The following is a 25,278-nucleotide window of genomic DNA, read 5'->3' on the forward strand; positions in this document are numbered from 1 at the left end:
TACTTATAACTTGTTACTTGATTGATATTTTTAATTGTCTTGGATCCTGTTCTTCTTTTTGACCACATATATGAGGCTTCATTGCTTTGGCAATCATTTCCACAACAGGTACAGCAACTGAGTTTCCAAACTGTTGGTAAGATTGAGTATCGGAGACCGGAATCTTAAATTTTTCTTTCCCAGGTTGGTCAAATCCCATCAATCTTGCACATTCACGAGGGGTAAGCCTTCTGGGATTTTCATCTTCCTGTTTGATCAATATCTCAGAACCATCTTTATGATATCGGGCAGACATGGTTCTTGCCGTATCTTCAGGTCCTACAAGACCATACCCAAACCCATTACCTCGTCTGCGATGTTTCTCCTTATACTCTTGAAGGTAAGTCCAAAGCTTGTCACTTAAAGTATATTTTTCATTCACTTTAGCTTTTGGACCAACCGTATAAGGAGGTTCAGGTTCCTCACTGCCATCTTCGGGGTGAAGAATAGTTTTCAACAATGGACCACTGTCTGGATCAGGGATATCAAGGTTCTTAAATCTAAATCCGGTATCCTTTTTAAAGCCAGCGATAAAGACGCGTTCACGGTGCTGTGGAACAAATCCCTTGGCATCTATCACTTTATGTTCAACATGATATTCCAGTTCATCCTCAAGTTTCTCCATGATAATCTCAAAAGTTTTGCCCTTGTCATGGGACTTGAGATTTTTCACATTTTCAAGCAGAAACGCTTCAGGTCGCCAATAATCCAAGATCTCCTTAATGTTAAAAAACAAGGTCCCTTGAGTTTCATCCTTGAATCCATGTTTATGGCCGAGTGAGTTTTTCTTGGAAACGCCAGCTAGAGAAAATGGTTGACATGGGAATCCGGCAACAAGCAGATTATGTGGACCAATCTTGTCGACTTCCACATCATTAACATCACCCTCTATGGGATGATCATTGCAGTCATAATTTTCGACATATGTCTGTCTACAGAACTTGTCCCACTCACACGTAAAAATACATTCCCCACCAAGTGGCTCAAAAGCTTTTCTAAATCCGCCTATACCGGCAAAAAGATCAATAAATTTAAATTTCCCTTCATTATTTGTTTCATATTTTACACCGTTACCATTAACACTGTTTGATTTAATCAATTCAATAAATGCTTTTTTGGGTTCTGTTTCTCCGTTATCCCACCTGTAGACAGTTCGTTCACTAACGCCACATTGTTCTGCCACTTCAGTGATAGTTAAACCTTCTTTCTCGCGTACTTCTTTAAATTCGTTCATAGATGACGATTTCATTCCCTGGGACTGTTTTTGACAATATGTCTATTGGCTGGGAATATTAAAAATAATAATTACGAGTTATTTAATATTATTAAACTCACTAACAACAATATGTCATTGGGTTTTAAGAATTATCATCTATTCAACTCAACTGGAACGGTTTTCATGCCAATCTGCTTTGCTACAAAATAGGTCGAATTCCCATCTATAATATCAAAAAGACCATTTCCTTCTTTATTTGGTCTAGCAGAAATAGGTTTTCGCCGGGGTATTACTCTCTGATAAGCCTGACGCATATAGATAAAAGCATTGGAGATGCCTTTTACTCTTTTTCTCGTGGGCCGGAGCCAGCAGATAGGTAGAATGGCTGTAGCTTCAGTTATATCGAAAAAACGATCCAGCCGGTTGGGATCCAGGCAAAACATTCTCTGATAATTTTGGAGGAAAGTCCCAACTTGTCCCATATCAAGCCAACTGGTTAGCTGCGTGTCAATGCCATCATCATTCATGTAGTTGATTTGAATACATTGCCCAAAGTCATCAACAGAGAGATGTAGTTTGTTGAAGTCATGATACTGCCGGTTAATTTCATCTACCTGCTTAAGCAAATGTCCTATCGATATAGATGATTTTACTATACCAGGCTGGTTACTTGGATTGCTTTTTATCTTCTTCAAGGCCATCGAGTTGAGGATTCTGCAGGATCGTTAATATTATTTTGTCTACTTCTGATTTTCGACACAGTTTGATCGCTGTGCGACCGTTTTTCTTGTTACGACCATAGCTGCGAACCGTCAGCATTTCCCGGTACCCACATCGATAGAAGGAGGTACGAGATATTCGGCCCAACTTTTCACACATATAACTGATCGTTTCTCCAATGGTCATGTAATTCTCATTGCCGGATTCCTTTTTTACCGGAGAACCGTTGGTGTTTGGCATATTTTCTGAATTAGACATATTCTTTCTAAATTTCTAACCACCCGGGGTTAAGTGTTTAAATTTTATTGACTTACCATGGTTAGAAATGCGGTTAGATCGATCTAACTTTTCTAACCACATTCTAACCGTTCTAACCTGTTTCTAACTACATTTCTAACGAATATTATTATTTTATAACTAACTAATATTATTATACTTACCCTGTTTTAGAGGAATTGATTTTATTGCTGGTTAGAAATTTAGACGCTATTTCTGTAAACCGGTAAAACAAGTGATTTTGCTCTAAATGTTTAAAAAGGGGCTGTTGAATCATTGGTCGTATATATGGTTTCAGTTTCTGGATCGTTGGCTTGTTCATGTTCTTTCTTATCGGCTGCAATGCGTTTACCAAATGCCCGCAACCAGATCGGGGTTAAATGAACGGGAGGAATGCAGTAGCCATGTCGCACCTCTTTTTTGTTCGGTTTCGGGGATGATTCAGCTTTGTAGGCATGAGTCGTCGCTTTTCCGTTGATGTCTAAGGCTTCGATCTCTTGTCGAACCGCATCCTGACTAGCATACTCCCGTCCTTTATTATAGTTGGAGTAGGCATCCCAAATTCCACTCCAATAAAGCACTAACTGCTGCTTCGCATTAAGTCCATAGTAGTGTTTGGGCAATTCGCCATTTTCATTGATGATTTCGAGGCTGGCTAGGAATTGCTGAAGCGGTGTTTGCTGGATTTCACGTTCGGCTGAATTCGCTAAAAACTCCACGCTATACCGAAAAATATCAGAATGCACACGATTCTCTTTTAAGAGTGTCTGCAGGTCACGAAGATCTTCCTCACTGGATACGTTGGACTTGTTACCGTTATTAATAGATGTGTTGACAAATTCGGCAAATTCGATATCGCTTGGCCGACATACAAATAGGTCAACCGTAATGAGTGCTGCCATATTTTCGATCTGCCGGTCTTTAATTTGAAACTGAGTACCTTCCTTTTCGCTTCGTTTAGTTAGTTCTTCCTCCACAGCTTCAGTAAGCAGGCGCTTGATCCAGTGGAGTTCGCTTTTAAACAGCGTCCGGTTAAAGTCATTGAATTTGAACAGCAGAGAAATGAAAAGCCGTTGCATCTCCCGTTTATGATTTTCGAACCACCAAAGGTTCTGAACATCCCCCCGTTTATCTTTGGTGTACTCAATCATAATACATCGCGACCGGAAATGGTCTTCGGTAGGTTTGTAGTTGGAGATAAACATCAATTGAGACCGAACTGGGCTCCAGGCATTCTTCGAGCGGTCATGCGCTGCACTTACCCCACGTTGTCTCAACTCGTACCACATGTTAAATACCTGTGGCGTGATCTTGCCTTTCCCGGGAACAAACTCATCCATGATGACGGGGATCTTACTGTGGTTGGCCAGCTTGTTTTCGGCAGATTTAAGCGTAGGATTGGAATCCACGTCCGTAAACGACTGCCCAAAGAAATTGAGCATGATTTGTGAAAGCTGACCTTTTCCCGTGGAGGGCTCTCCATAGAGGTACAGAAAGACCACATGTTTAAATACATCGTAGATCTCGTCAAAAAACAGAAATGAGAGCATATAGGAGAAGATGAGATATCCCTCGGCCTTCTTTTCAGGCTGTTGCCCGGCAATGAGCTCCCCAAATTTGTCCCGCACCGTATCGATAAAGTACTGGAGCTCTTTTTCGACAAACAGATGGTGCTCCTCCTCGCTGTAAAATCCATCCGTAGGCGAAGGCAAGTCAAACAGGGGAGCAGGTTCAATTCTTCCGGGTTTTACGTAGAAGGTAGTGTCGGCAGCTACCATGGGGAACAGGTCGGAATCAGGATTCGGGGCGATGATATACTGGGGCTCCTGCAGGTGATCATTGGGGATGTTGATAAGAGCATTGCGGGTTAGGTAAAATTTGTATCCGTGATGCTCGATGAACCCGTAATAATTAAATTCATATACTGTCTGTGGTTGCCACCGGTTACACAGGAAGCTCATAAAGAAGAGGATCTCATCATCGGACTTAAACCGAGCGGACTGATAGGAATGCTTAAAAATCTGAATCTGGAATGCTTTCTTGGACAACAGGTCTTCCGGTTCCAGGACAAAGAGTTCGCTTTGGGTTAGAGTTCGCGTTTCGGGCATGAGCCAACTCACCTGGCATTCATAGAGCGTCGAATCCCATTTCAGTGTTTCGGGGTTATAGCGGATGATCTTGGAATGTATTTCGATATCAAAGGTGCCGATCCGGCGATTGGTACCATCGGTTTCGTTGCGGTACCAGCCAAAATCCAGGGGGTCGGAGCTGTCGACGTATTCAAATGGTTCATTTTGAGAATTGGATACTGCTGCTGGCCCGTAATCATCGGGTTGTTGCCGGTTGTTTGGGGACAATAGCGTTGGGGACTCTTCCCGGGTTTTGTTGCTCATTTATTTGTTGTTGAGATATTAAAATTTTGTGTTCACTCACATGGTTGAGTTCATAGAGGTTGTCGCCATATCCATAAATCACCCAGAGGTCGTAACCTTCCACCAGTTGGGTTTCGATCATGCGGACGATTTCCTTGCGCGGCCTTCCTTCGGTATCGATAAATTCAATGGGATCGCCAAGGGTATAGCGGGTACGTATTTTGGCCATAGGTCATGCGGTTGGTTAAAGAGTTAATCGAATTCCTTTCGCCCTGCAAAGGGCTTCGATGGGAAGGTCAAATTCCTTGTTTATGCGTTGGCTAAGTGTGTGCTCTGAAATCCCTAATGCTTGTTCCATTTTGCACAAACGGAGGTCCGAAATGTAGTATGGTTTCTTAAACCATTGCCGGAAAGTATTCAGTTTTATATTAGGGAACAGGGTTTCCCGAAACTCGTTATACGTATCATATTGATCGATTATCTCATTCTTTATGATACGTAGTCGCAGTCGGTTTAAATCATATTTGGTTATTGTTGGATGCACTGCAAAATTATCTTTTTAATATTGTAGGTTAGCAGTATTATATGCGCGTTATAGGTAAGCACTACCGTTACCGCAGGTGCTAATTTAGTGATGCGATGACATCAAAACAACTAAAAACGTTGTGATAGTGACTTTTTTTATGAAAAATGAGAGATAGGTAATTCAGCTAAAACAAGGACATAAATAGAATAATACAGTGAAAGAAAACCAGGAAGATATTCTCCAGAACAATATTCAGTATTTGTTAGATGAATATTATGATGGGAACGTATCGGAAATGCAGCGACAAACGGGAGCTAACCGCTCGGTCATATCTGAACTGAAGAATGGGACAAAAAGTGAGGTAAACAGTTCGACCTTACGTCATTTTGCCGAAGCAGGTATCAATATCAATTGGCTATTGACCGGGGAAGGACCTCATTTTGTGATAGGCAATGAGGAAGAGCTTAAAACCGAGCTCAAGCAAAAACAGTTGCTGGAGAATAGAATGGTGGAGATTAAAGAATTGGTATCGGATATCGACCAGCAGTTGGAAGAACATCCGGAGCTCAAGCTGGATCCGGATGTCATGTCAGCGCTGCTGGATTTGTTAAAAAAGGCAATTTAGTAGCAGTCGGAAATTCTATTCGTTTTGTTCAAATAACCGTTCAATTACATTTCGTTCAAAGTATTTACGTCGGGGGCCTGTCCGAAAGCTTGGGATATACTTTTTATGGCCTGGGAGAAAGTTACTTCGGTTTAGTATAGTTCGCTGCGAAATTCCATACTCTTTTTGGATTTCTTGCGCTGTCATATATTTAGATTTATCTGGTTTAACCAGTATAGAATCTAAAACAAAATCTAACTTGGCTTCTAGGGTAGCTATTGTTTCGAGAAGAGAATCTTTGGGGTCTTGTTCTGTCATGAATCTTCTTTTGATGCTTTGGTTTTTTGCCGCAAAAAGAAATGACTTTTCAGAACAAAATGCACTTTTTAAATCAACATTTTTTAAGAAAATTTTAATCTTTTTATTTGGTTATAAGCCCGTTTCTGTTAGCCGTGTTGAGTAGGTCATTCGCTACCAGGTGAACATATTTATTGGTTACTTCCAAGCTTTTGTGACCCAACATGTTTTTTACCTCGATCACATTAAATCCGTTGCGCAGGAGGAAGGTGGCACAAGAGTGTCGAAGACCGTGAAAATGGATCGAATCTTTCAACTTGGCTTCTTCAACTGCATAGTATTTGAACCGTTTCGATACGTTATCACCCATAAGAGCTTTTTCACCATTGGGAACGGACATTGGGCTTGGAAATACAAGTCCCTTTCTAGGATTTCCATTGAAGGTATGCCACTGCTTTAACTCAGTATAAAGATTATCAAAAATAGGAACCGTACGTTCATATCCGTTTTTGGTGTCCGTGACTCGTAGGAATCGATCGTTAAGATTGACATGCTCCCACCGAAGTTGAATAATTTCTTTTCTTCGAAGTCCGGTGTAAAAGGCTAGGGTGATAAGGGGAATAAACCAATGTTGCATTTGCTCGTCGGCTGAAATTGCCCCAGACTCTTGGTGCTTTTTCTGATATGCTTTGAACTTTTCAAATATCTCGTTGAGCTGTTCTTCATCAATAATTTTATCAACGATGTTATCTCGCGTTTTAGGTAACTTGATGTTATCGCAGGGATTGGATTCTAAAATTTCCTTTTCCATGACCCAGTTAAAAAAGGCTTTGAGATGTATCAGGTAGTTTTTTTTCGAAGCGTTAGCCAAATGAGGTTTCAAGCAAAACTTTTTGATATCATTGGTATTGATCATAGTCACAGGCATACTGTATCCTACCTGTTCCATGAACTGGCTAATAACTTGCCGGTACGTTTTTTTGGTCTGTTCTGTTACGTTTGTTTTGTCTTTTAAGAATTGTTTCTGAAGCGTATTAATGATTGGACTAGTAAGAGACGTGCCATCGAGTTCTTGCTCTTTTTCATATTCCTGGAGATTCCAGTCGTCATCGAATGGATTTATCTTACCAGCATCATAGAGTTTTTCATATTCCAGCTTTTTCTGCTCGGCAATCTTTTTGTATTTGGTACCCAGTGCATACGTCTTTTTGTAAGACTTGCCATTTAAGGTGGTTTTAAATACTAATGAGTAGTATCCATTTCTCTTTGTTAGACTAGCCATAAATATTGGATCGGGTTAGGTTAAGAGTACACTAGAAATGTAGTACCATATGTAGTACCGAGCAAGGAAAATAGGGGCTATTTGGGAAAAGTTTTCCCGAAAACAAGGAGTGGTAGTTGAGGTATATACCAACAAAAAACCCCGCCTATCGTTGAATAAGCGGGGTTTTTGGGATAAAAAAGAAGAGTACGCCTGAGAGGATTCGAACCCCTAGCCTCCTGATCCGTAATCAGGTGCTCTATCCAGTTGAGCTACAGGCGCAGTTCAATAAGAGGCCAAAGATACGCCTATATTTATTTCATATCAACTCTTTTGTGACAAGAATTTTCTAAATAATCTTAACATTTTAAAACATTTTTCGGGCCACACCGTAATGCATTTCTGATTACATTTAAAATGTTACTTCTTAAACATTAATCAATAAAAAAAGTTATGAAACATGCATTTCTGATGATACTGTGCGTTGGTCTGGTATTTACAGCTTGCTCAACAACCGAGCAAACCGTAAATAATCAGAAAAAAGATGCACAGCAGGAAAATAAATATGAAGAGCTGACGAAAGACGCTGATAAATACGAAGGCTATTTTGACCTTTATCAAAAGGACGATGAGCTCTATCTGTCGGTTGATAAAGATCAATTGGACGAGCTGTTCCTCATGAACTTTGAACTGGCCCGGGGAATCGGATCTGCAGGTCTTTACGGAGGAAGCATGCTAACTATTTTTGAGGGATTGGTAGTATCCCTGGAAAAACACGAAGGCAAAGTTATGCTGGTTCAGCATCCCCATCGTTATACCGCAGGTGGAGATGAAACCCTGGAAAAAGCACTCAACCTTGCTTACGGAAGTTCGGTCCTTGAAACGGCCAAAGTGGAAGCCTTTAATGCTGACAGTTCCCAAATGCTGGTCAATATATACGATTGGTTTGTGGGGGATTTGTCGGGTATTTCGCAACGCCTGAAATATGCCGTGGGTGAAAACGGACAACCGGGTCGGGTATCATTTGATAAAAGCCGATCCCATCTCGAAAAAGTGCAGGCCTTTCCCGACAATGTGAATATTCAGGCCAAGCTGACGTTTAATAATGCTGAGAGTAATGCGCCCCGAACGGTGCCCGATGGTCGGTATATTCCGTTGTCACTGTTTTATACCATGGTTGAGCTGCCGGAAGAACCGATGAAGCCGCGTATGGCCGACGATCGTGCCGGTTATTTTATGACGGTGCACAAAGATTTTTCCAAAGAGTCCGATAATTTTTTCAAGCGATATGTTAATCGCTGGCGACTGGAGTGTGAAGAAGGAGCGTCCGAAGGAGAACTTTGTTCCCCTAAGAAACCCATCACTTATTATATAGATCGTACGGTCCCCGAAAAGTATCGTGAGGCTATGATGAATGGTATTGAGGCGTGGTCGGATGCATTTGAAGATGCCGGATTTAAAAATGCGGTACAGGCAAAAATGTTGCCTGACAGTGTAATGGCCGAAGATATTCGTTATCCGACGTTGCGCTGGAGCACGTCCGATCAGCCCGGATATGGAGCCATTGGTCCCTCAGTAGTAGATCCGCGAACGGGAGAAATATTAGATGCTGATATCCTTTTTGAAGCCTCCATGTTGTTGGGTGATAAAGACGCCTATCGCAATTTGGTTGAACCCCGTTCTGCCATCGATGAGGTTTTTAATGTGAGTGAAGAAGAGCTGGCACTTATGAGTAGGGGCGTAAAAACGAAATCTTTTTACAGCGAAATGAATGCCCAGTTTGATTTGATTCACAGTTTCTTGCTGGCCAACGGACAGATTGAAGCAGGTGATCCGGTGCCGAAAGAATTTGTGGATCAGGCGCTCAAATGGGTAACCATGCACGAAGTGGGTCATACCTTGGGACTACGGCACAATTTCCGATCATCCATAGATACGCCGCTCGATAAACTTTATGATGAGGAATGGGGAGAAGAAAAAGGAGTTTTTAGCTCGGCTATGGAATATCCTTCTATTAACCTTCATCCCGAGGATAAATCCGAAGATTCCTATTACTATAATCCCGGGGTGGGTTCGTATGATCGCTGGGTTATTTCCTACGGATATACGCCCGATGATGAGAAAGCAGAGGAGATTGCACGTCAGGCCGCACAGCCCGGCCACGCATATGGGACTGATGAAGATGCTCGCGGAGCAGGAGCCGTAGATCCGCATGTGAATGTGTTTGATTTGGGATCTGATCCGCTGGCCTGGGGAAAGGAGCGAGCTGATCTGTTAAGTGGACTAATTCCTCAAATTGGTGAAATCAAATTAGAAGATAATGCCCCGTATTATGAGGCAACGGATTTGTTTCAAAGTTATCTCTATCAATATGCACGTGTGCTTACGCCGGCTGTAAAATATATTGGCGGTCAGCATCAGTACCGTGATCATGTAGGCGATCCCGACGGACGCATGCCGTTTGAGCCGGTAGACTATGAAGAGCAAAAAGAAGCGCTCGATATGATTGTGAATTATGCTTTTGTGGCGGATGCGATGACGTTGCCACAGGATATCTTCCAGAAAATGGGAGCTGATCGCTGGAGCCACTGGGGCAACAGCACAACCTATGGCGGACGCGTCGACTACCCGCTACACGGAACGATGCTTGGTATTCAAAGTTCGCTCCTGGAGGAGTTGTTAGATCCGGTTCGGTTGTCCCGTATCCGGGATACCGAGGTTAAGTTCGGTACTGAGAATACGGTAACTATTCCCGAGCTGATGAGTGCGCTGACCGAATCCATCTGGTCGGAGGTACTGACATCGCCCGGACAAAATATTGAAACCAATCGTCGGGACTTGCAGCGAAATCACCTGAACCGTATGGTGAGGCTGATAACGGAGGCTCCGGATGATATGCCCGCTGATGCTCGTTCGGTGGCCAGGCAGCAGCTTAAAAGGTTGCAAAATCAGTTGGAAGCTCGTCTTTCACCGCCAACCTATGATTTCAATGATTACACGCAGGCTCATTTAGAGGAATCCGTTTCGAGAATTGAAGCGGCATTACAAGCGAGCTTCGATATCGAGAATTAGTTTTGGCTTAGGTTACATCAGAAGGAGTCCACTTAAAAGTGGGCTCCTTTTTTATTGGAAAAGATTTTGTTGTAATGCTAAGATCTATTCTATAAAAATAATTAGTAAATATGTTTCGGCTTACAATTCTGTCGAAGCATCCCCAAAACCTGCTGGAAATCGCCGGGTAGCTCAGAGTTGAACTCTACCATTTCTCCTGTGGTGGGGTGCTCAAAGCCGAGCGTTTTGGCATGCAAACACTGGCGTTGCAGCGAGGCGAAAAGATTCTGAAACATCTGCCTTCGGCTACCGGTGTTGGGACCGTATCGCACCGAGTCGCCGCTGTATTTTTGGTCCCCGAAAACCCACAGGTTGTTATCAGCCAAATGAACACGGATTTGGTGTGTCCGCCCGGTCTCCAGTTTTAATTCAAGCAGGCTGAGATGATCAAAATATTCGAGTACTTTGTAGTGCGTTTTAGCATGCTTGCCTTCATCATCGGGTACAACAGCCATTCGTTTTCTGTTATGCGGATCGCGACCGATAGCGCCGGTAATCGTTCCTTCTTTCTCATCCGGAGTACCCCAGACAATAGCCCAGTAGGTACGTTCAATATCTTTTGTTCTAAAATATTTGCTGAGAATACGGTGGGTCTTGTCGTTTTTGGCAACGACAAGTAATCCACTGGTATCTTTATCCAGTCGGTGGACAATGCCGGGTCGAACAGTATCCTCCTCAGGTTCCGAGAGTTCATCGGTATGCCACATCAATCCATTAACCAGGGTGCCGGACCAGTTCCCCTTGGCGGGATGAACAACCATATTGGCACTTTTATTAACAAGCAGCAGATCATCATCCTCATAAACAATATCCAATGGCATTTTCTCTGGTGTAATCTCCGGGGGTTGTGGAATTGGGATACGCACATCTAAAGCATCCCCGGGTTCTACGGGATAGGATGCTTTTTCTTCTTTCCCGTTAACGGTTATGTGCCCTTCCTTTATGGCTTCCTGGATTTTGGTCCGCGAGGTATCTTCTATTTTCGACGCCAGATATTTATCTAAACGAGTGCCCGAAGTTTCTTCTTCCGGAACTTCCAGGTAATATTCTTGAAATTGATCGCTGTTATTATTGGACATCAGATCGTTTAAATAAGGATTTATATTGATTGTTCAAGAAACTACAAAAAAACTGAAATTATTTTGTAAGGATTGCCTTCCTTAAGGGTCTTACTAATGACTGTTCATTAAGATAGATACCTTGAGGGCACAAACAAATTAGGCTCCCGTAAAAAGCGGGGGCCTTTTTTATTTTGCATTGGAAATAGAATGCGGATTAATACAGGCCAGACGTGGTATTAATCATTTTTGAATTAATAATGTAATTTGAGGTGTTTAAGGTTGGTGTTTGTTTTTAGAATAACCTTAGTTTGGTTTGATAATCTGAGAATAGGGTCATCCCCCTTTGCACGAAAATCACCGTGCATTTCCCCCTTTGAAGGGGGACAGGGGGATGATAGTTGATAATAGATATAGCTAAAACCTCGATTTGTGTTATTCCATGTGCTATTTTTTGTATTTTAGTATCCAATTAGAGTACAGCGACTATGATACAATCACTTTATATAAAAGATTTTGCATTGATCGATGAGCTGGAAGTCTCTTTTCAAGAGGGACTCAATATCCTAACCGGTCAAACGGGAGCGGGTAAATCAATCATTGTTGGGGCACTCAATATGATTTTAGGCGAACGTGCCGATACGGAAGTGATTCGCCAGGGGGCCAGTAAAGCCATTGCCGAAGCTATCATAGATGTAGGGGAATACGAAGAGGTTAACGAACTGCTCGAAGAAAATGCTGTTGAAAAACGTCCGGAGCTGATCCTCAGGCGGGAGATTCGTTCGTCGGGCAGCCGGGGATTTATCAACGATACACCGGTAAATATTTCAGTACTGCGGCAGGTGGGTAATTACCTGGTGGATCTACATGGCCAACACGATCACCAAATGTTGCTCAAAGAAGAAAATCATCGTGGTGTTATCGATGGATTTGCTGAAGTACAGCCGACGTTGAAAGCCTATAGGCAATCGTATCAAGAGATGGTAGAGCTTCGAAAAGAATTGCGTAGCCTAAAAAAACGGGAGCGTGAGCTGCAGGAAAAGGTAGAGCTGTATCAATTTCAGGTTGAAGAGCTTGAGGATGCAGACCTTGATCCGGAGGAAGAAGAAAAGCTTGAGGAGGAGATACACCTCCTTGATAATGCTGAGGAGCTTGATCAAAAGGCAGGAGCCATTGTGGAGATGGGGGATCACAATGAGATAAATGTAATGGGGCTGCTGAACGAGATTAAATTGCACTTAGAGGATATTGCCCGAATTGAGCCGGAGTTTGAAAGCTATTTGGAGGAAATTTCGTCGGCGCGTATCAGTATCAGGGAGACGGTGCAATTTGCCGAGCGGTACCGCAGCAAGATTGAGTTTAATTCCAGTCGGTTAGAGAAGCTGCGCAAGCGCCAGAACCAGTTGAATAGCCTGCAGAAAAAATATCATCGCAGTATTCCCGAGCTGATTGAGTATCTGCATGAGATCAAAAAAGAGTTAAGCTTGGCAGAGAATTTTGATCTCGAGATTGAGAAGCTGGAGAACCAAATTGATGATCAGGCTGATGTGCTGGCCGAGAAGGCAAAAGAATTACACAATGTTCGTGAAAAAGTGGGAGAGCAACTCTCAAAACAGATTGAAGACGAGTTGAGTAAGCTGGGAATTCCGCACGCCAATTTTGAGGTACGTGTGGATTGGATGCTGACGTCGGAATTACAGGGATGGATTACGGTTGATGGCCAACCGGTAGAGTGTACTGAACATGGTTGTGACGAGATTCGACTGTACATTTCTACGAATAAGGGTGAAGAGCCAAAACCACTGGCCAAAATTGCCTCGGGTGGAGAAATCAGTCGTGTAATGCTGGCTCTTAAGTCCATAATAGCCCGCGAGCAGAGCCTGCCGGTAATGATCTTTGACGAAATTGATACCGGAATAAGCGGAGAGATTTCTGAGAAAGTGGGACGAACAATGCGTCGTTTATCCGAGCGATGCCAGATTATTGCGATTACGCATCAGCCCCAGATTGCCAGTCAGGCGCATAAACATTATAAAGTGCAGAAAGTGGAACAGGACGGACGAACGGTATCACGCATCATTCCATTGGATGAAAATGAGCACATTACAGAAGTTGCTACGCTGATGAGCGGTGAAGAAGTTACTGAAGCCGCCCTCAAAAGTGCTCAGGAATTAATCAATAAAAATACTTTCAAGAATTGACGGTTCCTCTTGAATCTGTACTACGAAGCCTTGGCACAGTCATACTCGTTTCAGGATCTGTTGAATTACCTCTGGAGTTGAATGAATGAAACGTATTCGTGATATTTTTAAAGCCAATAAATCTGTTCAAATCTGTATAGCTCTGTGGCAAAGAGATACTAATTTATGGGAAAACATCACTCCGATCGTTTTGTAAGAATTGTAGATGACGCTAAAACTCGTATTGAGGAAATTACACCCGGAGAAGTAAGGCAGAAACAAAAGTCCGATAATGATTTTGTATTGTTAGATATCCGTGAGCAAAATGAATGGAAAAGTGCCCGTATTGCGGGAGCCGAATATCTTGGGCGGGGTATTTTGGAGCGTGATATTGAAGAAGAGTATCCCGATACAGATGAAGAAATTGTACTGTATTGCGGGGGCGGATATCGTTCGGCACTGGCTGCTGATAACTTGCAGAAAATGGGATATCAAAAGGTAAAATCAATGGCCGGCGGATTTCGATCCTGGGCGGAAGCAGGATATCCTATTAAAAAGAAAGAGACATAAAAAAGAGGTTGGATGCTTTCGCACCCAACCTCAAAGCAAGGGAAGATGGGTAATAGAAGTCTGCAGATGAGCTTAGTATGGAGTCATATCTTTGACATCAGGCCAAATTAATAGTTCGGATCGTCTCCGTTACCATCCGATGAAGGAGTACCCGTTTGTATATCGTGATCGTGGTCCTGGTTGTTAACCCATACTACCTCGGTATTGGGTGCTACTTCAAGGTTTTCGGGCACAAACTGGTCGTTTTCCATGATAACGGTATCTCGATCTACCGCTTCCACACTACTGGTTACGGTAATTTGTCCGGTCATATCTGGTGTATGGATAGTGCAGTAATAGTCAGCTGTTTCCTCTTCCTCAAAGGTATAGCTAAAGGTTTCTCCGGGTGCAATTGGTCCGCTTGAAAAGCTTGCAGCTTGATTTTGGTTATTATTCTCGTTGTCAGAATCGGTACTTGAATCGCTACATCCTGCGAGAATCAGAAATACCGATACAACAATAGTCAAAAGTATATTTCGCTGGTTGTTTATTAGCATAATAAATCCCCCGTAATTCTGATTAGATTGCTGAAGGTCGTTTCTTACCTATACAGCAGTTTCGTGATGAGGGTTGCCTCCGAGAGGAGGTTTTCAATATCAGGCCAAAGTCTCAGCGAGCAGTTGGGCAGGGTGGAGGGCTTGTAAGTTAACGCCATCTTTAATCTGATGACGGCACGAAAATCCCGGCACACAGACGAGCGCATCTTCCGGAAGACCTTGCAGGGTAGGGAATAAACGTTGTTTCCCAATATCCATTGATACCTCATAATGACCAACTTCATATCCAAAGCTGCCCGCCATTCCGCAGCAGCCGGTGTCTCCCACCTCAACCTCATAGCCGGCGCGTTCCAGCATTTTGCGGATGGCTGAATTGCCAATGAGTGATTTGGCGTGGCAGTGTCCGTGTATAAACACTTTTTTGTTTTTTGGGGATACAGAAGAATCTGCCGGCAAGTTAGCGGCGAATTCTTCAAAAGTATAGCTGGCATCGGCTACTTTTTGTGCTGAGTGAACCTGGTCTTCGTCACATAAATCGAGGTATTCATCGCGCAGCGTTAAAATCTCCGAAGGCTCGAGTCCGATAATAGGTATTTCCTGATCGGCAAAATTGGCCAGCCGGGGTAGGTTAGTATCCAGGATTTCTTTAGCGTGGGTAAGCATTCCTTTGGATATTTGTGGACGTCCGACCTCGTGAAAATTGGGGACAATGACTCTATAATCTCGGGACTCTAAAAATCGAACAGCCGCTTTGCCGATTTCCGGTTCGTGGTAATTGGTAAAAATATCTATTAAGAGAACCACTTCTTGTCTGCTTTCTCGTCCAACGTCTGGGCTTGACGTCGGACGAGTTGAATTAGCTTTGTTATTTTCCCACCAATTCATAAATGTTTGATTGGCAAAAGTCGGCAAATCGCGGCGCTTGTCGATCCCCAGAAATTGTTGCAGTAATTCTTTGGTAACGGGTTGTTTCAAGAGCCAGTTTGAAAGTTGTGGAAACAGCGAAGCCAGGGGATACAGTTTGGCCGCCTGACCAAAAAATCGTTCGCCCAGCGATATTCCGTGTTCTTGATGCCATCCCTGAGTGAATTCGGCTTTCATTTTTGCCATATCCACATTGGCGGGACATTCGCTTTTGCACGCTTTGCAACTCAGACAAAGATCCAGCGCGTCCTTCAGCTCTTCTGATTGAAAAGCCTCTTTCTGCTTACCGGAAAATAGCTGTCGAAATAGATTTGCCCGTCCGCGAGTGGAATCCTTTTCCTCTTTGGTAGCCATGTAGCTGGGACACATCGTACCTCCACTTTCTGAAAGCTTACGGCAAACGCCCGCACCGTTGCAAAGCTCTACCGCGTCTGCAAAGCTCTCCTCCTTGCGCCAGTTGAAATGGGTGTCTACTTTGGGCTTTTGATAAGAAGGAGAATACCGAAGATCCTGCTCCATCGGTTTGGGATCGGTAATTTTACCGGGATTGAAAATATGTTGAGGATCCCAGATTTGTTTTACCTTCTCGAGAAGCGGCATCATCTCTGCCCCAAGCACTTTTTCGATATACGGGGCTCGTGCACGTCCGTCGCCGTGTTCTCCGGATAGCGATCCGCGATAACTTCGGACCAGGTCGGCAATTTCACCGGCCATCGTTTTCATTTTCTCGATTTCCTTCGGCTTTTGCAGATCTATGACCGGACGCAAGTGCAGTTCTCCAACTGAAGCGTGTGCATAAAACACACAGTCGGTTTCGTGCTTGTCCAAAATTTTTTGGAAGTCATCGATGTAATCGGGCAGATCGGAAACACGCACAGCCGTATCTTCAGCAAAAGTAGGTGTACGTCCCTCTGAGCCAAGTCCCATCAGTAGCCCCAGACCCGCTTTACGCAGATTCCAAACCCGTTCCATTTTGTCCTCATCAGTAATGATAGGCGTAGTATCACTGAGTTCCATCTCCTGTATTTTTTTGGAAAGCTTTTCAGCTTTTTGGCGGAGGTTATTAGCATCGTCGCCGTCAAACTGGACAATAAGAATCGCTTTGGGATCCCCATCCAAAAAGAAGCGGTTTTCGCGCTGTTCGATGTTGCCTTTGGTTGCGTTGAGAATAACATCGTCAACCAACTCAACGGCAGCAGGATCTTCCTTCACAATTTCGACTGTGGCTTCAAGGGCTTTTCGGATTGTTGAAAAATGGGGCGCTAAAATTATGGATTCAGAATCACGGGGCACGAGATTTAATTTTGCCGAAGTAGTCATGGCTAATGTCCCCTCACTGCCACAAAGCAATTCAGCCATATTGAATTTTCTGCCGTCAGAGTTGAACGGCTGCATTTCGCAGAGACGATCAAGGGCATAACCGGTATTACGCCGAATAATTTCGGGATGCGGATAGTTTTCTAAAATTTGATTGCGATGCTCACGAATAAGTGAAACTATTTCTCGATAGATATGTCCTTCAAGCGTATCGAGCTCCATTTTGGCCGCCAGTTCAGTCTCGGAAAGTGGTTTAAAAGTAGTATGGGAACCGTCACTTAAAACAGCATCAATTTCGAGGACATGCTCGCGAGTTGTTTTATGTTTGATAGAAAAGATACCGCAAGAATTGTTGCCGATCATTCCGCCGATCATGCAGCGATTGGTCGTGGCCGTATCGGGACCAAAGAGCAGGTTATATTTGCCGGCTTCCCGGTTTAAGGTATCCCGAATGACGCCCGGCTGTACATGTGCAAACTGCTCTCTTTCGTTAATTTCAATGATCTGGTTCATGTTGCGTCCAACATCCATCACGATGCCCCCGCCGGTCGTTTGTCCCGCCAGGCTGGTACCCGCTCCCCGTGCGGTGATACTCTTGCCGTTTTCGCGAGCCCATTGAATAAGTTTTACAATCTCATGCTGAGATTTTGGAAAAGCTACACCTTCAGGCAATTCCTCATAGCTGGAGGCGTCATTGGCATATAAGCGGCGAGTTTGGTTGTCGGTATGAATGTTGGGAGTGGAGGCTTGAACAGATATATCCATAGGAGAAAGATATACCAATATTTAGCTGCCTTTGCAACAATTCTATCGTGTCATGCTGAGCTTGTTTCAGCATCTATAAAAGGATAGATAAAATCCCGAGGATTTCGGAAACCTTTGGGGTTTAAATTACATAAAAGCTTTTTCGGCGCGTTTCAGGATCTCATCGCCAATGGCAAGTCCGGCTGTTGCGGCGGGACTTGGGGCATTGAGGACATGAATTTCTCGATCAGTAACTTCAAATTGGAAATCATCCAGAATTTCGCCATTTGGCTTCAGAGCCATTGCACGAACGCCTGAAGGGGATGGTTGGAGATGTTTGGGACGAATGGAGGGGATTAATTTTTGAAGTCCTTTTACAAAAGCTCTTTTGGAAAAGGATCGGTACCACTCATCCAATCCCATTTTCCAGTACTTTCTGGACAGGTTATAGAATCCTGGAAAGTTGAGCGTTTCAATGGTTTCCTCCAGATCAAAAGAGAGCTTATCATAGCCTTCGCGTTTAAAAGCAAAAACGGCATTGGGTCCGCATTCTACTGCACCGCGGACCATTTTGGTAAAGTGCACGCCCAGGAATGGAAACGCCGGATTGGGCATAGGGTAAATCAATCCGTTAACAAAATGCTCGACTTCCGGTTTTAGCTCATAGTATTCACCTCGGAAGGGCACGATTTGGATATCGGGGTGAACCCCTGCAGATTCTGCCACATGATCGCTGTACAAACCGGCACAGTTGATTAGGTATCTCCCGGAAAAGACATCGATTGTGGTATTAACCGCAAGACTGCTTTCCTTTTGTTTAATTTGGGTAACCTCTTGTCCACAGGCAACGCGGTTGCCGTTTTGTTCGATAAGCGTTCGCAGTTGTTGGCAAACGCCCATATAATCCACAATGCCCGAACAGGGCACGTGAATACCTTTTACACTGTTGGTAACGTAAGGTTCAATTTCGGTAACTTCCTGTGGGTCGATTTTTTTGATGTTCTCGATTCCGTTAATTTGACCCGTTTCAAAAATTTTGTTTAAACGCGGAATATCATCTTCATCGGTGGCGACAATCACCTTGCCACAAATTTCATAATCTACATCATATTGCTTGCAAAAATCGACAAGTTGGTGGCGTCCGTCCACGCAATTTTTCGCACGATAGCTGTTAGGCTTGTAGTAAATACCCGAGTGAATAACGCCTGAGTTGTTGCCGGTCTGGTGAGCAGCAACGTTGTCTTCTTTTTCAAGCACCAGGATATCTAAATCTGGGTAGGATTCAGAAATTTTATATGCTGTTGAAAGACCAATAATACCGGCTCCAACTATGATGAAATCGTATGTTGCCATGAGCTAAAGTTTATTCATCCCTAAAATTAGTCGCCAAAAATACAAAAACGCAGACTGGGGATAAATAAAACGTTATTCTTTTTGGGATAAGAATTAAATTAGTGTGAAATTGATTTTATATTCCTTCGTTGTTAAAGCAGATTTATCTTACTTATTAATATACAATATGAAATTTATGATTAGAAGATCCGGTATTTCCTTTTTACTTGCATTCGCTTTTATACTGATAGCAAGTTGTAGCTCCTCAGATGAGCCGCAGCAGAAAACGACGTCGGAAACAGAGTCAGAACCGCAAACGGACGCCGAGTATGTAGAGCAGGCTACGTTTACTGATTTTGATGGTAATGAGGTGTCAATTTCGGATTTTGAAGGGAAGGTGGTACTTATCGATTTTTGGGAGACATGGTGCAAACCCTGTCTGGCAAGTTTTCCAACTATGCAGAAAGTGCAGGAAGAATATTCTGATAGTTTTGTAGTGCTGGCAGTTACACCCGGATTTACGGATACAAAGGAAGATGCTGAGGCCTTTGCCCAGAAGAATGATTATACCTTCGAGTATCTCATGGATTCAAATAACCTGCATCGAAAGTTAGGCGTGCAGGGTATCCCCTTTAAGGTATATGTTGATGCCGAAGGAAATTTTATAGAAAAGTCGATGGGAACGTCCGGCCCAAAGGAAGATTATAAGAAACTAAAAAAGATCATCGAGCAGCATAAATAATATAGTATTACGAAGGAATCTATTTTAATTCGCTGTTGTTGAGTAACGTCGGTAAATATTGTATTTTTATAAACTTTCACAAAACGGAAATTAAGTAATAAAATTCATGACACAGAAGGTAAAAGAGAAACTTCCTTACAAAGTTAAGGACATTGGACTGGCTGATTTTGGCCGTAAAGAGATACGTTTGGCCGAAGCAGAAATGCCCGGGCTGATGGCACTCCGCGAAGAATATGCAGATGAACAACCGTTGAAAGGAGCACGTATCGCGGGTTGCCTGCATATGACGGTACAAACAGCAGTATTGATTGAAACATTACTTGAGCTCGGCGCTGAAGTTCAGTGGTCTTCATGCAATATTTTTTCTACCCAAGATCACGCCGCTGCTGCAATGGCAGAGCGAGGTGTTCCGGTATATGCATGGAAAGGAATGAACGAAGAAGAGTTTTGGTGGGCGATTGAGCAGACGCTCTTCTTTGAAGACGGTGAGCCGCTGAATATGATTCTTGATGACGGTGGAGATTTGACCAAGCTGGTGCATGAAGATTATCCCGAGCTGCTTGACGGCATCAACGGAATTTCTGAGGAGACCACGACCGGTGTGAATCGCCTCTATCAAATGTCGAAAAACGGAACGCTGGGTGCTCCTGCAATCAACGTTAATGATTCGGTAACCAAATCAAAGTTTGACAATAAGTACGGTTGCCGCGAGTCTTGTGTAGATGCGGTTAAGCGTGCTACCGATATTATGCTGGCAGGAAAAGTTGCGGTTGTTGCCGGATACGGCGACGTCGGGAAAGGTTCTGCTGCTTCGTTACGCGGAGCCGGTGCTCGTGTTATCGTTACGGAAATTGATCCCATCTGTGCACTTCAAGCTGCTATGGAAGGCTACAGAGTGATGAAGATGGACGATGCTGTTAAAGAAGCAGACATCGTAGTTACGGCAACGGGTAATAAAGATATTATTACTGAGCGTCACTTCAAGAATATGAAGGATAAGACGATTGTCGGTAATATCGGTCACTTTGATAACGAAATTGATGTATCTTGGCTCAAAGAAAATTCTGAGCGCGATAACATCAAGCCGCAGGTTGATCTGTTTAAGCTCGATGACAATGGAAAAGAGATTATTCTCCTTTCCGAAGGTCGCTTGATGAACCTTGGTAATGCAACAGGGCATCCCTCTTTTGTGATGTCAAACAGCTTTACCAACCAGACGCTGGCACAGATTGCACTCTGGAATCGTCCGGAAGATTTTGATCTGGAAGTAAGTGTATTGCCAAAAGAGCTGGATGAAAAAGTGGCTCGTCTGCACCTCAAGAAAATTGGAGTGGAGCTTGAAGAGCTTTCTGAAGAGCAGGCTGAATATATTGATGTTCCCAAAGAGGGACCATACAAGCCTGATCATTATCGCTATTAATTTTTAATAGCAGTTTAGTAATTAATTTTGGCCTCATTCATTTTGCGATGAATGAGGCCTTTTTATTTTCAGCTTTAAAAGCTGTTAAGTAGCGATTTGGCATCATTCCCGTACGAGAGCAGTTCACTCTCGTATAAGACTTCTCCCTCTCTTGTTGTTTGGTATTTTACAACACCGCCCGGAATGCCTTTATCCACACGCCACATTTTAAGAGATGTTCCAACGGTAACTCCAAAGTTCAGCAAGTCTGTTTTAAAAGTTCCCGCTGGTGTTTCAACAGATACATTAGTTTTTTCCTTTGCACCTTCAATTGATTCTTGTGTGAGTTCTGTAGGTTGACTGTACCAGCCTTCAGAAACCGGCTTCTCCTGTATTTCTCCATCTGCCACCTGTTCCCGATATCGGAGGATAGATTTTCTATTTTCGGAAAACAGTACCTCGGCGATGTATTGAGGGTTCTCGGATTCCTTTTCAAGGAGAGCGATTTGCCACCACTCTTTGCCGTTATCTAACTTTTTCAGAAAGGCTTTCTTCATGATGAGACCATCACCTTCAGTCGTGATTTTCCATTTTGTCATTTCTGATTCTTCATAGGAGTCTAACTCAAGACCGTATCCGTAACTACTGAAGAGATAGCTGAACATCATGGGGTACATATTGGCCGAACCAAAGTTCATTCCACTCATCCCTGTGTAGTTAACCTGTTGCGATAGATGACGGGTGAACGTTTCATTGTTGGCGGATGGCATGGTGAGCGTAAAATTTGAAGGCATATAATTTTCTGCTATTACGCTAACGGTGTAAAGGCCGACGGTTCCAAATCGTATCGTAGCAACACCGGTGGAATCAGTAGTGGATTTACGTCCATTCGAGGCTTCAACCTGGGCCCCTTCTATAGGTTCATTATTTTGATTTAGTACCTTTATTTCTGCTGAATTGACAGGTATATCGTTTAATAACTGTGCACTTGGTGAACATCCCCAAAAGAAAAAAGTTGTGAATAAGACTACGGTGAATAGCTTGTATATTAAAGAACGTATTGCCGGATAGGTATACAACTTCATAACAGATGTCTTTTTATTGAGTTTAAAATCAAAATTATTGGCATACATTGATTGAAGCCCAAAATTTATCGCAGAGGTCTTGTTTAATATTGAGAGAAATTTCTTAGTTATGATAAATCCTGAAACTACAAATGCTTCAGTAGTATATGCGTGACAGATGAACAAAAGAGGTCAAATTCATTGTTGTTCTTTTTATAAAGTTGGGAAGTTTTGAATATTTTTATGTCAAAATTTTAAATGAATAGATATTATGTCTGATAACAAAAAAGAAATTAGTATTACTGTAGAGCTCGACGATAATAATGTGCCCGAAAAAATAGACTGGAATGCTACCGATAAAGAGGGTGAAGGTATTGCCAACTGCAAGGCGATGTTTTTATCGATGTGGGACCCCAAAAAGCAGGATACGCTGCGCTTGGATTTGTGGACAAAAGAGATGACCAAAGATGAGATGAAAATCTTCTTTCATCAGACGCTGGTAACGATGGCTGATACACTGGAAAATGCCACCGAAGAAGAGGGGATGGCTGAAGATATGCGTGATTTCACTGCTTACTTCGCCGACAAAATGGAGATCCTTGATAAGTAGATAAAAAAAACCACCTTGTCATTTCGAGCAGAACGTAGTGAAGCGAGAAATCTTTGTTTTTTACAAGAGTAAATAAAGATTTCTACAGAACGGAATGTGCAATGAGATAACTATTTTTCAAAATGGTTACTGATCATTGTATAAAATAGAACCAAAAGTCACGGCACTGTCTCGTTCACGTTCATCCCATAAATCATAGCTCAAAATTTCTCCCTGTATATTAGGCATAGCCTGTAGGAAGGTATATAGCGGTGGGAATCCACAAATGCGATAAGGGTCATAATCTTTTTTCATGAGTTCAAGCATTGCAGCCCGGCTGTTTTGAGATCCATGTTCTAAAAAGCGCTGATCGAAGGACTTTACATCATCAAACATTGTTGCGGCTGGTGAGTCATCCCCAAACTTTTTGCCGATATGAGCTAAGTCGCCACTGATTAGGAAAAAGGTGTCGTTATCATCCGCGTACTTTTTGTTTAGAAATGCGGAAAAATTATTAAGCTGCTGACCCAAATGACCATCTTCCACATAATACAAGTCGTCCAGCCCTCGGATAACGAAAGGCACAATTTCGTATTCGTGATCCCAAAGATAGCTCAGAAAAAGTAGGTGCAGTTCGAGGCTGTGCTCCATACGGTGAGCACGATCATGGGCGGAGATTCCCATGTCAGTATCGGCATGTTGTAATTTCTTAATAGCTTTCTGATCTCTGGGAATCGTTCCCAATGGCATGTTAAAGTCTTTATTGATCAGAATAAAAGGATTGTTTTGATAGAGATCGGGATAGAGTCCGGCATGATGCGATGTAGCCAGCATAATTACGCGGTTGGGTTTTAAATCACGAATGGGAGCAAAAGCCTTTACATAACTTTCCAACGCAACCCGGGGATCGATATGCGGAGCATAAAGGGCTTTAGCAGAGTCGGGTAAGTTGAGATTTTCTTGGGCATGCTTTGCAAAAGCGTTATCCAAATAATCTTTTAGGTCGTTGGGATCGGCAGGGTAAGAGTTGCCGGCCGTTACGGATTGGTGCACTGTTGATGCCTCATATTTCGCTTCGATGGTTTCGGCATGCTGCTCAAAATAATCGGAAGCTAAAACCCGGTTTTTATCCAACAGCTGGATAAATTGTAACAGATCATCTTTGCTGATGCCCTTTCCCAGGTGAGGCTCCAGGTCGTTAATGCTTTTTTGTCCGTCGAGGATAGAAAGCAATTGCCCGGCTTCGCGCTTTAGGGCAAAATCAGAAGTGGCATATCCTCGCTGATCATGGAAATAGAGGAGGGCACTGCCATTTTCTTGTATGGGTATAACCTGAATATCCCGCCGCAAAGGGGGAATAGGTTGTGACTTAGAATCAAAAAGCTTTTCCTCACTCATAGTTTATTGATTTTCTTCTGTTTTTTTATCTCCCTGATTCATTGAAAAGCACAGTGAATTTCCCCCTTCGAAGGGGGACTAAGGGGGATGATTATTAGATCAATTATTTTTCCTCATTGCCTGACATTCGCACTTAATCCCATACTGCTCACAAAGTGGATGATCGGGCGGTTCGGAAATACGCGACTTGCAGGCATTCCGCCCGTGGTGAATCATCAAATGCGAAAGATTGGTCCAGTGTTCCCGCGGAAAGAGCGCCATGAGGTCACGTTCGATTTTGTCCGTGTTTTTTTCGTGCTCCGTAAGTCCATACCGATTTGAAAATCGACGCACGTGTGTATCCACAACAACCCCCTTATTTATATTAAAGGCATTGCCAAGCACCACATTGGCCGTTTTACGTGCAACACCATAAAACTCCAAAAGATCGTCCATGTTCTGGGGGACTTCGCCGTCGTGTTTTTCTACAATAGCTTGGGATGATTGCTTTAATGCCTTGGCCTTGTTGCGATAAAAACCGGTGGAACGAACGAGCTCTTCCAATTCTTGAATGGGTGCTTCAGCCATGGCTTCGGGCGTTGGATAAGCTTCAAACAAACTCGGTGTCGTCTTATTGACGCGTACATCGGTGCACTGTGCGCTCAAAATGGTGGCACATAGTAATTCAAAGGGGTTTCGATAGTCTAATGCACAATGCGGATTCGGATAGTGCTCGTAAAGTTTATCCAGAATTTCTTTGGCATGGGCTTTTTGCTCTTCCGTTTTTTCGGGGAGTTTCGGGAGATCATCGTACTGCTTGGTTTTCGCCATTTTTGATGATTGTTTATCGGATATACTTGATAGAAGGTTTCGAATTACTACCTCATCCGAACGCTGAATTTGCGATCGGATGGATTAACAAAGTTCTAACGTACCCATCGGATGGCAAAATCAGCCATCAGATGGGTTTTGCTAAGGTTTCTATTATTGTTTTTGTGTGATCCTGAACTTGGCGTGTCTCGAA

21 protein-coding genes and 1 tRNA gene are annotated in these 25,278 nt (G+C 43.2%); 7 read left to right on the top strand and 15 right to left on the bottom strand.

Going from position 1 to position 25,278, the window contains the following annotated elements; translation table 11 throughout:
- Positions 1-13: 13 nt before the first annotated feature.
- The 5 genes from dcm to ACQ4LT_RS02490 all read right to left on the bottom strand — a co-directional run bounded on the left by dcm (position 14) and on the right by ACQ4LT_RS02490 (position 4,852).
- Positions 14-1,273 (bottom strand): DNA (cytosine-5-)-methyltransferase, encoded by a 1,260-nt coding sequence (gene dcm, locus ACQ4LT_RS02470; RefSeq protein WP_445664418.1) that lies wholly within the window; start codon positions 1,271-1,273, stop codon positions 14-16.
- Between the two features lie 134 nt (positions 1,274-1,407).
- Positions 1,408-1,950 (bottom strand): hypothetical protein, encoded by a 543-nt coding sequence (locus ACQ4LT_RS02475; RefSeq protein WP_445664419.1) that lies wholly within the window; start codon positions 1,948-1,950, stop codon positions 1,408-1,410.
- Complete coding sequence (locus ACQ4LT_RS02480) at positions 1,922-2,233, bottom strand: hypothetical protein (protein WP_445664420.1); 312 nt, start codon at positions 2,231-2,233, stop codon at positions 1,922-1,924. Before ACQ4LT_RS02480 ends, ACQ4LT_RS02475 begins: the two co-directional genes overlap by 29 nt.
- Before the next feature lie 272 nt (positions 2,234-2,505).
- Complete coding sequence (locus ACQ4LT_RS02485) at positions 2,506-4,644, bottom strand: hypothetical protein (RefSeq protein WP_445664421.1); 2,139 nt, start codon at positions 4,642-4,644, stop codon at positions 2,506-2,508.
- Positions 4,577-4,852, bottom strand: coding sequence for a hypothetical protein (locus ACQ4LT_RS02490; protein WP_445664422.1), 276 nt, complete (start codon positions 4,850-4,852; stop codon positions 4,577-4,579). Before ACQ4LT_RS02490 ends, ACQ4LT_RS02485 begins: the two co-directional genes overlap by 68 nt.
- Positions 4,853-5,363: 511 nt before the next feature.
- On the opposite strand from ACQ4LT_RS02490, the gene ACQ4LT_RS02495 reads away from it, so the two are divergent.
- Positions 5,364-5,774 (top strand): hypothetical protein, encoded by a 411-nt coding sequence (locus ACQ4LT_RS02495; protein WP_445664423.1) that lies wholly within the window; start codon positions 5,364-5,366, stop codon positions 5,772-5,774.
- Positions 5,775-5,789: 15 nt separating this feature from the next.
- Here the strand turns inward: ACQ4LT_RS02495 and ACQ4LT_RS02500 are convergent, their stop codons facing one another.
- The 3 genes from ACQ4LT_RS02500 to ACQ4LT_RS02510 all read right to left on the bottom strand — a co-directional run bounded on the left by ACQ4LT_RS02500 (position 5,790) and on the right by ACQ4LT_RS02510 (position 7,593).
- Positions 5,790-6,071, bottom strand: a complete 282-nt coding sequence (locus tag ACQ4LT_RS02500) for a hypothetical protein (RefSeq protein WP_445664424.1) — start codon at positions 6,069-6,071, stop codon at positions 5,790-5,792.
- Between the two features lie 103 nt (positions 6,072-6,174).
- Entirely contained in the window at positions 6,175-7,332 is a 1,158-nt protein-coding gene (locus ACQ4LT_RS02505) for a tyrosine-type recombinase/integrase (RefSeq protein ID WP_445664425.1), read from the bottom strand.
- Between the two features lie 187 nt (positions 7,333-7,519).
- Positions 7,520-7,593, bottom strand: a tRNA-Arg gene (locus ACQ4LT_RS02510).
- A 171-nt stretch (positions 7,594-7,764) separates the two neighbouring features.
- On the opposite strand from ACQ4LT_RS02510, the gene ACQ4LT_RS02515 reads away from it, so the two are divergent.
- Entirely contained in the window at positions 7,765-10,383 is a 2,619-nt protein-coding gene (locus ACQ4LT_RS02515; RefSeq protein WP_445664426.1) for a zinc-dependent metalloprotease, read from the top strand.
- Between the two features lie 101 nt (positions 10,384-10,484).
- Here the strand turns inward: ACQ4LT_RS02515 and ACQ4LT_RS02520 are convergent, their stop codons facing one another.
- Positions 10,485-11,501 (bottom strand): RluA family pseudouridine synthase, encoded by a 1,017-nt coding sequence (locus ACQ4LT_RS02520; protein ID WP_445664427.1) that lies wholly within the window; start codon positions 11,499-11,501, stop codon positions 10,485-10,487.
- 467 nt (positions 11,502-11,968) lie between these two features.
- Here ACQ4LT_RS02520 and recN point away from each other — a divergent pair, with 467 nt between their 5' ends.
- Both recN and ACQ4LT_RS02530 read left to right on the top strand, forming a co-directional pair.
- Positions 11,969-13,681: a DNA repair protein RecN gene (gene recN / locus ACQ4LT_RS02525; protein WP_445664428.1), complete on the top strand. Its 1,713-nt coding sequence runs from the start codon at positions 11,969-11,971 to the stop codon at positions 13,679-13,681.
- 165 nt (positions 13,682-13,846) lie between these two features.
- On the top strand, positions 13,847-14,230 hold the full coding sequence (locus tag ACQ4LT_RS02530; RefSeq protein WP_445664429.1) for a rhodanese-like domain-containing protein: 384 nt from the start codon (positions 13,847-13,849) through the stop codon (positions 14,228-14,230).
- Between the two features lie 107 nt (positions 14,231-14,337).
- Here the strand turns inward: ACQ4LT_RS02530 and ACQ4LT_RS02535 are convergent, their stop codons facing one another.
- From ACQ4LT_RS02535 to lhgO, 3 genes are all read right to left on the bottom strand, one after another.
- The gene (locus ACQ4LT_RS02535; RefSeq protein ID WP_445664430.1) at positions 14,338-14,736 is read right to left on the bottom strand and encodes a cupredoxin domain-containing protein; all 399 of its coding nucleotides are present in this window, start codon (positions 14,734-14,736) and stop codon (positions 14,338-14,340) included.
- A gap of 129 nt (positions 14,737-14,865) precedes the next feature.
- The gene (locus tag ACQ4LT_RS02540; RefSeq protein ID WP_445664431.1) at positions 14,866-17,772 is read right to left on the bottom strand and encodes an FAD-binding and (Fe-S)-binding domain-containing protein; all 2,907 of its coding nucleotides are present in this window, start codon (positions 17,770-17,772) and stop codon (positions 14,866-14,868) included.
- A 126-nt stretch (positions 17,773-17,898) separates the two neighbouring features.
- The gene (lhgO, locus tag ACQ4LT_RS02545) at positions 17,899-19,104 is read right to left on the bottom strand and encodes an L-2-hydroxyglutarate oxidase (protein ID WP_445664432.1); all 1,206 of its coding nucleotides are present in this window, start codon (positions 19,102-19,104) and stop codon (positions 17,899-17,901) included.
- A gap of 175 nt (positions 19,105-19,279) precedes the next feature.
- On the opposite strand from lhgO, the gene ACQ4LT_RS02550 reads away from it, so the two are divergent.
- Both ACQ4LT_RS02550 and ahcY read left to right on the top strand, forming a co-directional pair.
- Positions 19,280-19,825, top strand: a complete 546-nt coding sequence (locus tag ACQ4LT_RS02550; protein ID WP_445664433.1) for a TlpA family protein disulfide reductase — start codon at positions 19,280-19,282, stop codon at positions 19,823-19,825.
- Between the two features lie 106 nt (positions 19,826-19,931).
- The gene (gene ahcY, locus ACQ4LT_RS02555; RefSeq protein WP_445664434.1) at positions 19,932-21,245 is read left to right on the top strand and encodes an adenosylhomocysteinase; all 1,314 of its coding nucleotides are present in this window, start codon (positions 19,932-19,934) and stop codon (positions 21,243-21,245) included.
- A 74-nt stretch (positions 21,246-21,319) separates the two neighbouring features.
- Here the strand turns inward: ahcY and ACQ4LT_RS02560 are convergent, their stop codons facing one another.
- Entirely contained in the window at positions 21,320-22,309 is a 990-nt protein-coding gene (locus ACQ4LT_RS02560; RefSeq protein WP_445664435.1) for a carboxypeptidase-like regulatory domain-containing protein, read from the bottom strand.
- A 250-nt stretch (positions 22,310-22,559) separates the two neighbouring features.
- Between ACQ4LT_RS02560 and gldC the strand changes: the two genes are divergently transcribed.
- On the top strand, positions 22,560-22,898 hold the full coding sequence (gldC, locus tag ACQ4LT_RS02565) for a gliding motility protein GldC (RefSeq protein WP_445664436.1): 339 nt from the start codon (positions 22,560-22,562) through the stop codon (positions 22,896-22,898).
- Between the two features lie 126 nt (positions 22,899-23,024).
- On the opposite strand, the gene amrB is transcribed toward gldC, so the two are convergent.
- Together amrB and nth are read right to left on the bottom strand one after the other, a co-directional pair.
- Entirely contained in the window at positions 23,025-24,275 is a 1,251-nt protein-coding gene (gene amrB, locus ACQ4LT_RS02570) for an AmmeMemoRadiSam system protein B (RefSeq protein WP_445664437.1), read from the bottom strand.
- A gap of 99 nt (positions 24,276-24,374) precedes the next feature.
- A complete protein-coding gene (nth, locus tag ACQ4LT_RS02575) occupies positions 24,375-25,085 on the bottom strand; it encodes an endonuclease III (protein WP_445664438.1) in 711 nt (236 codons plus the stop codon).
- Between the last annotated feature and the right edge of the window lie 193 nt (positions 25,086-25,278).

Source organism: Fodinibius sp. AD559, from assembly GCF_052712805.1.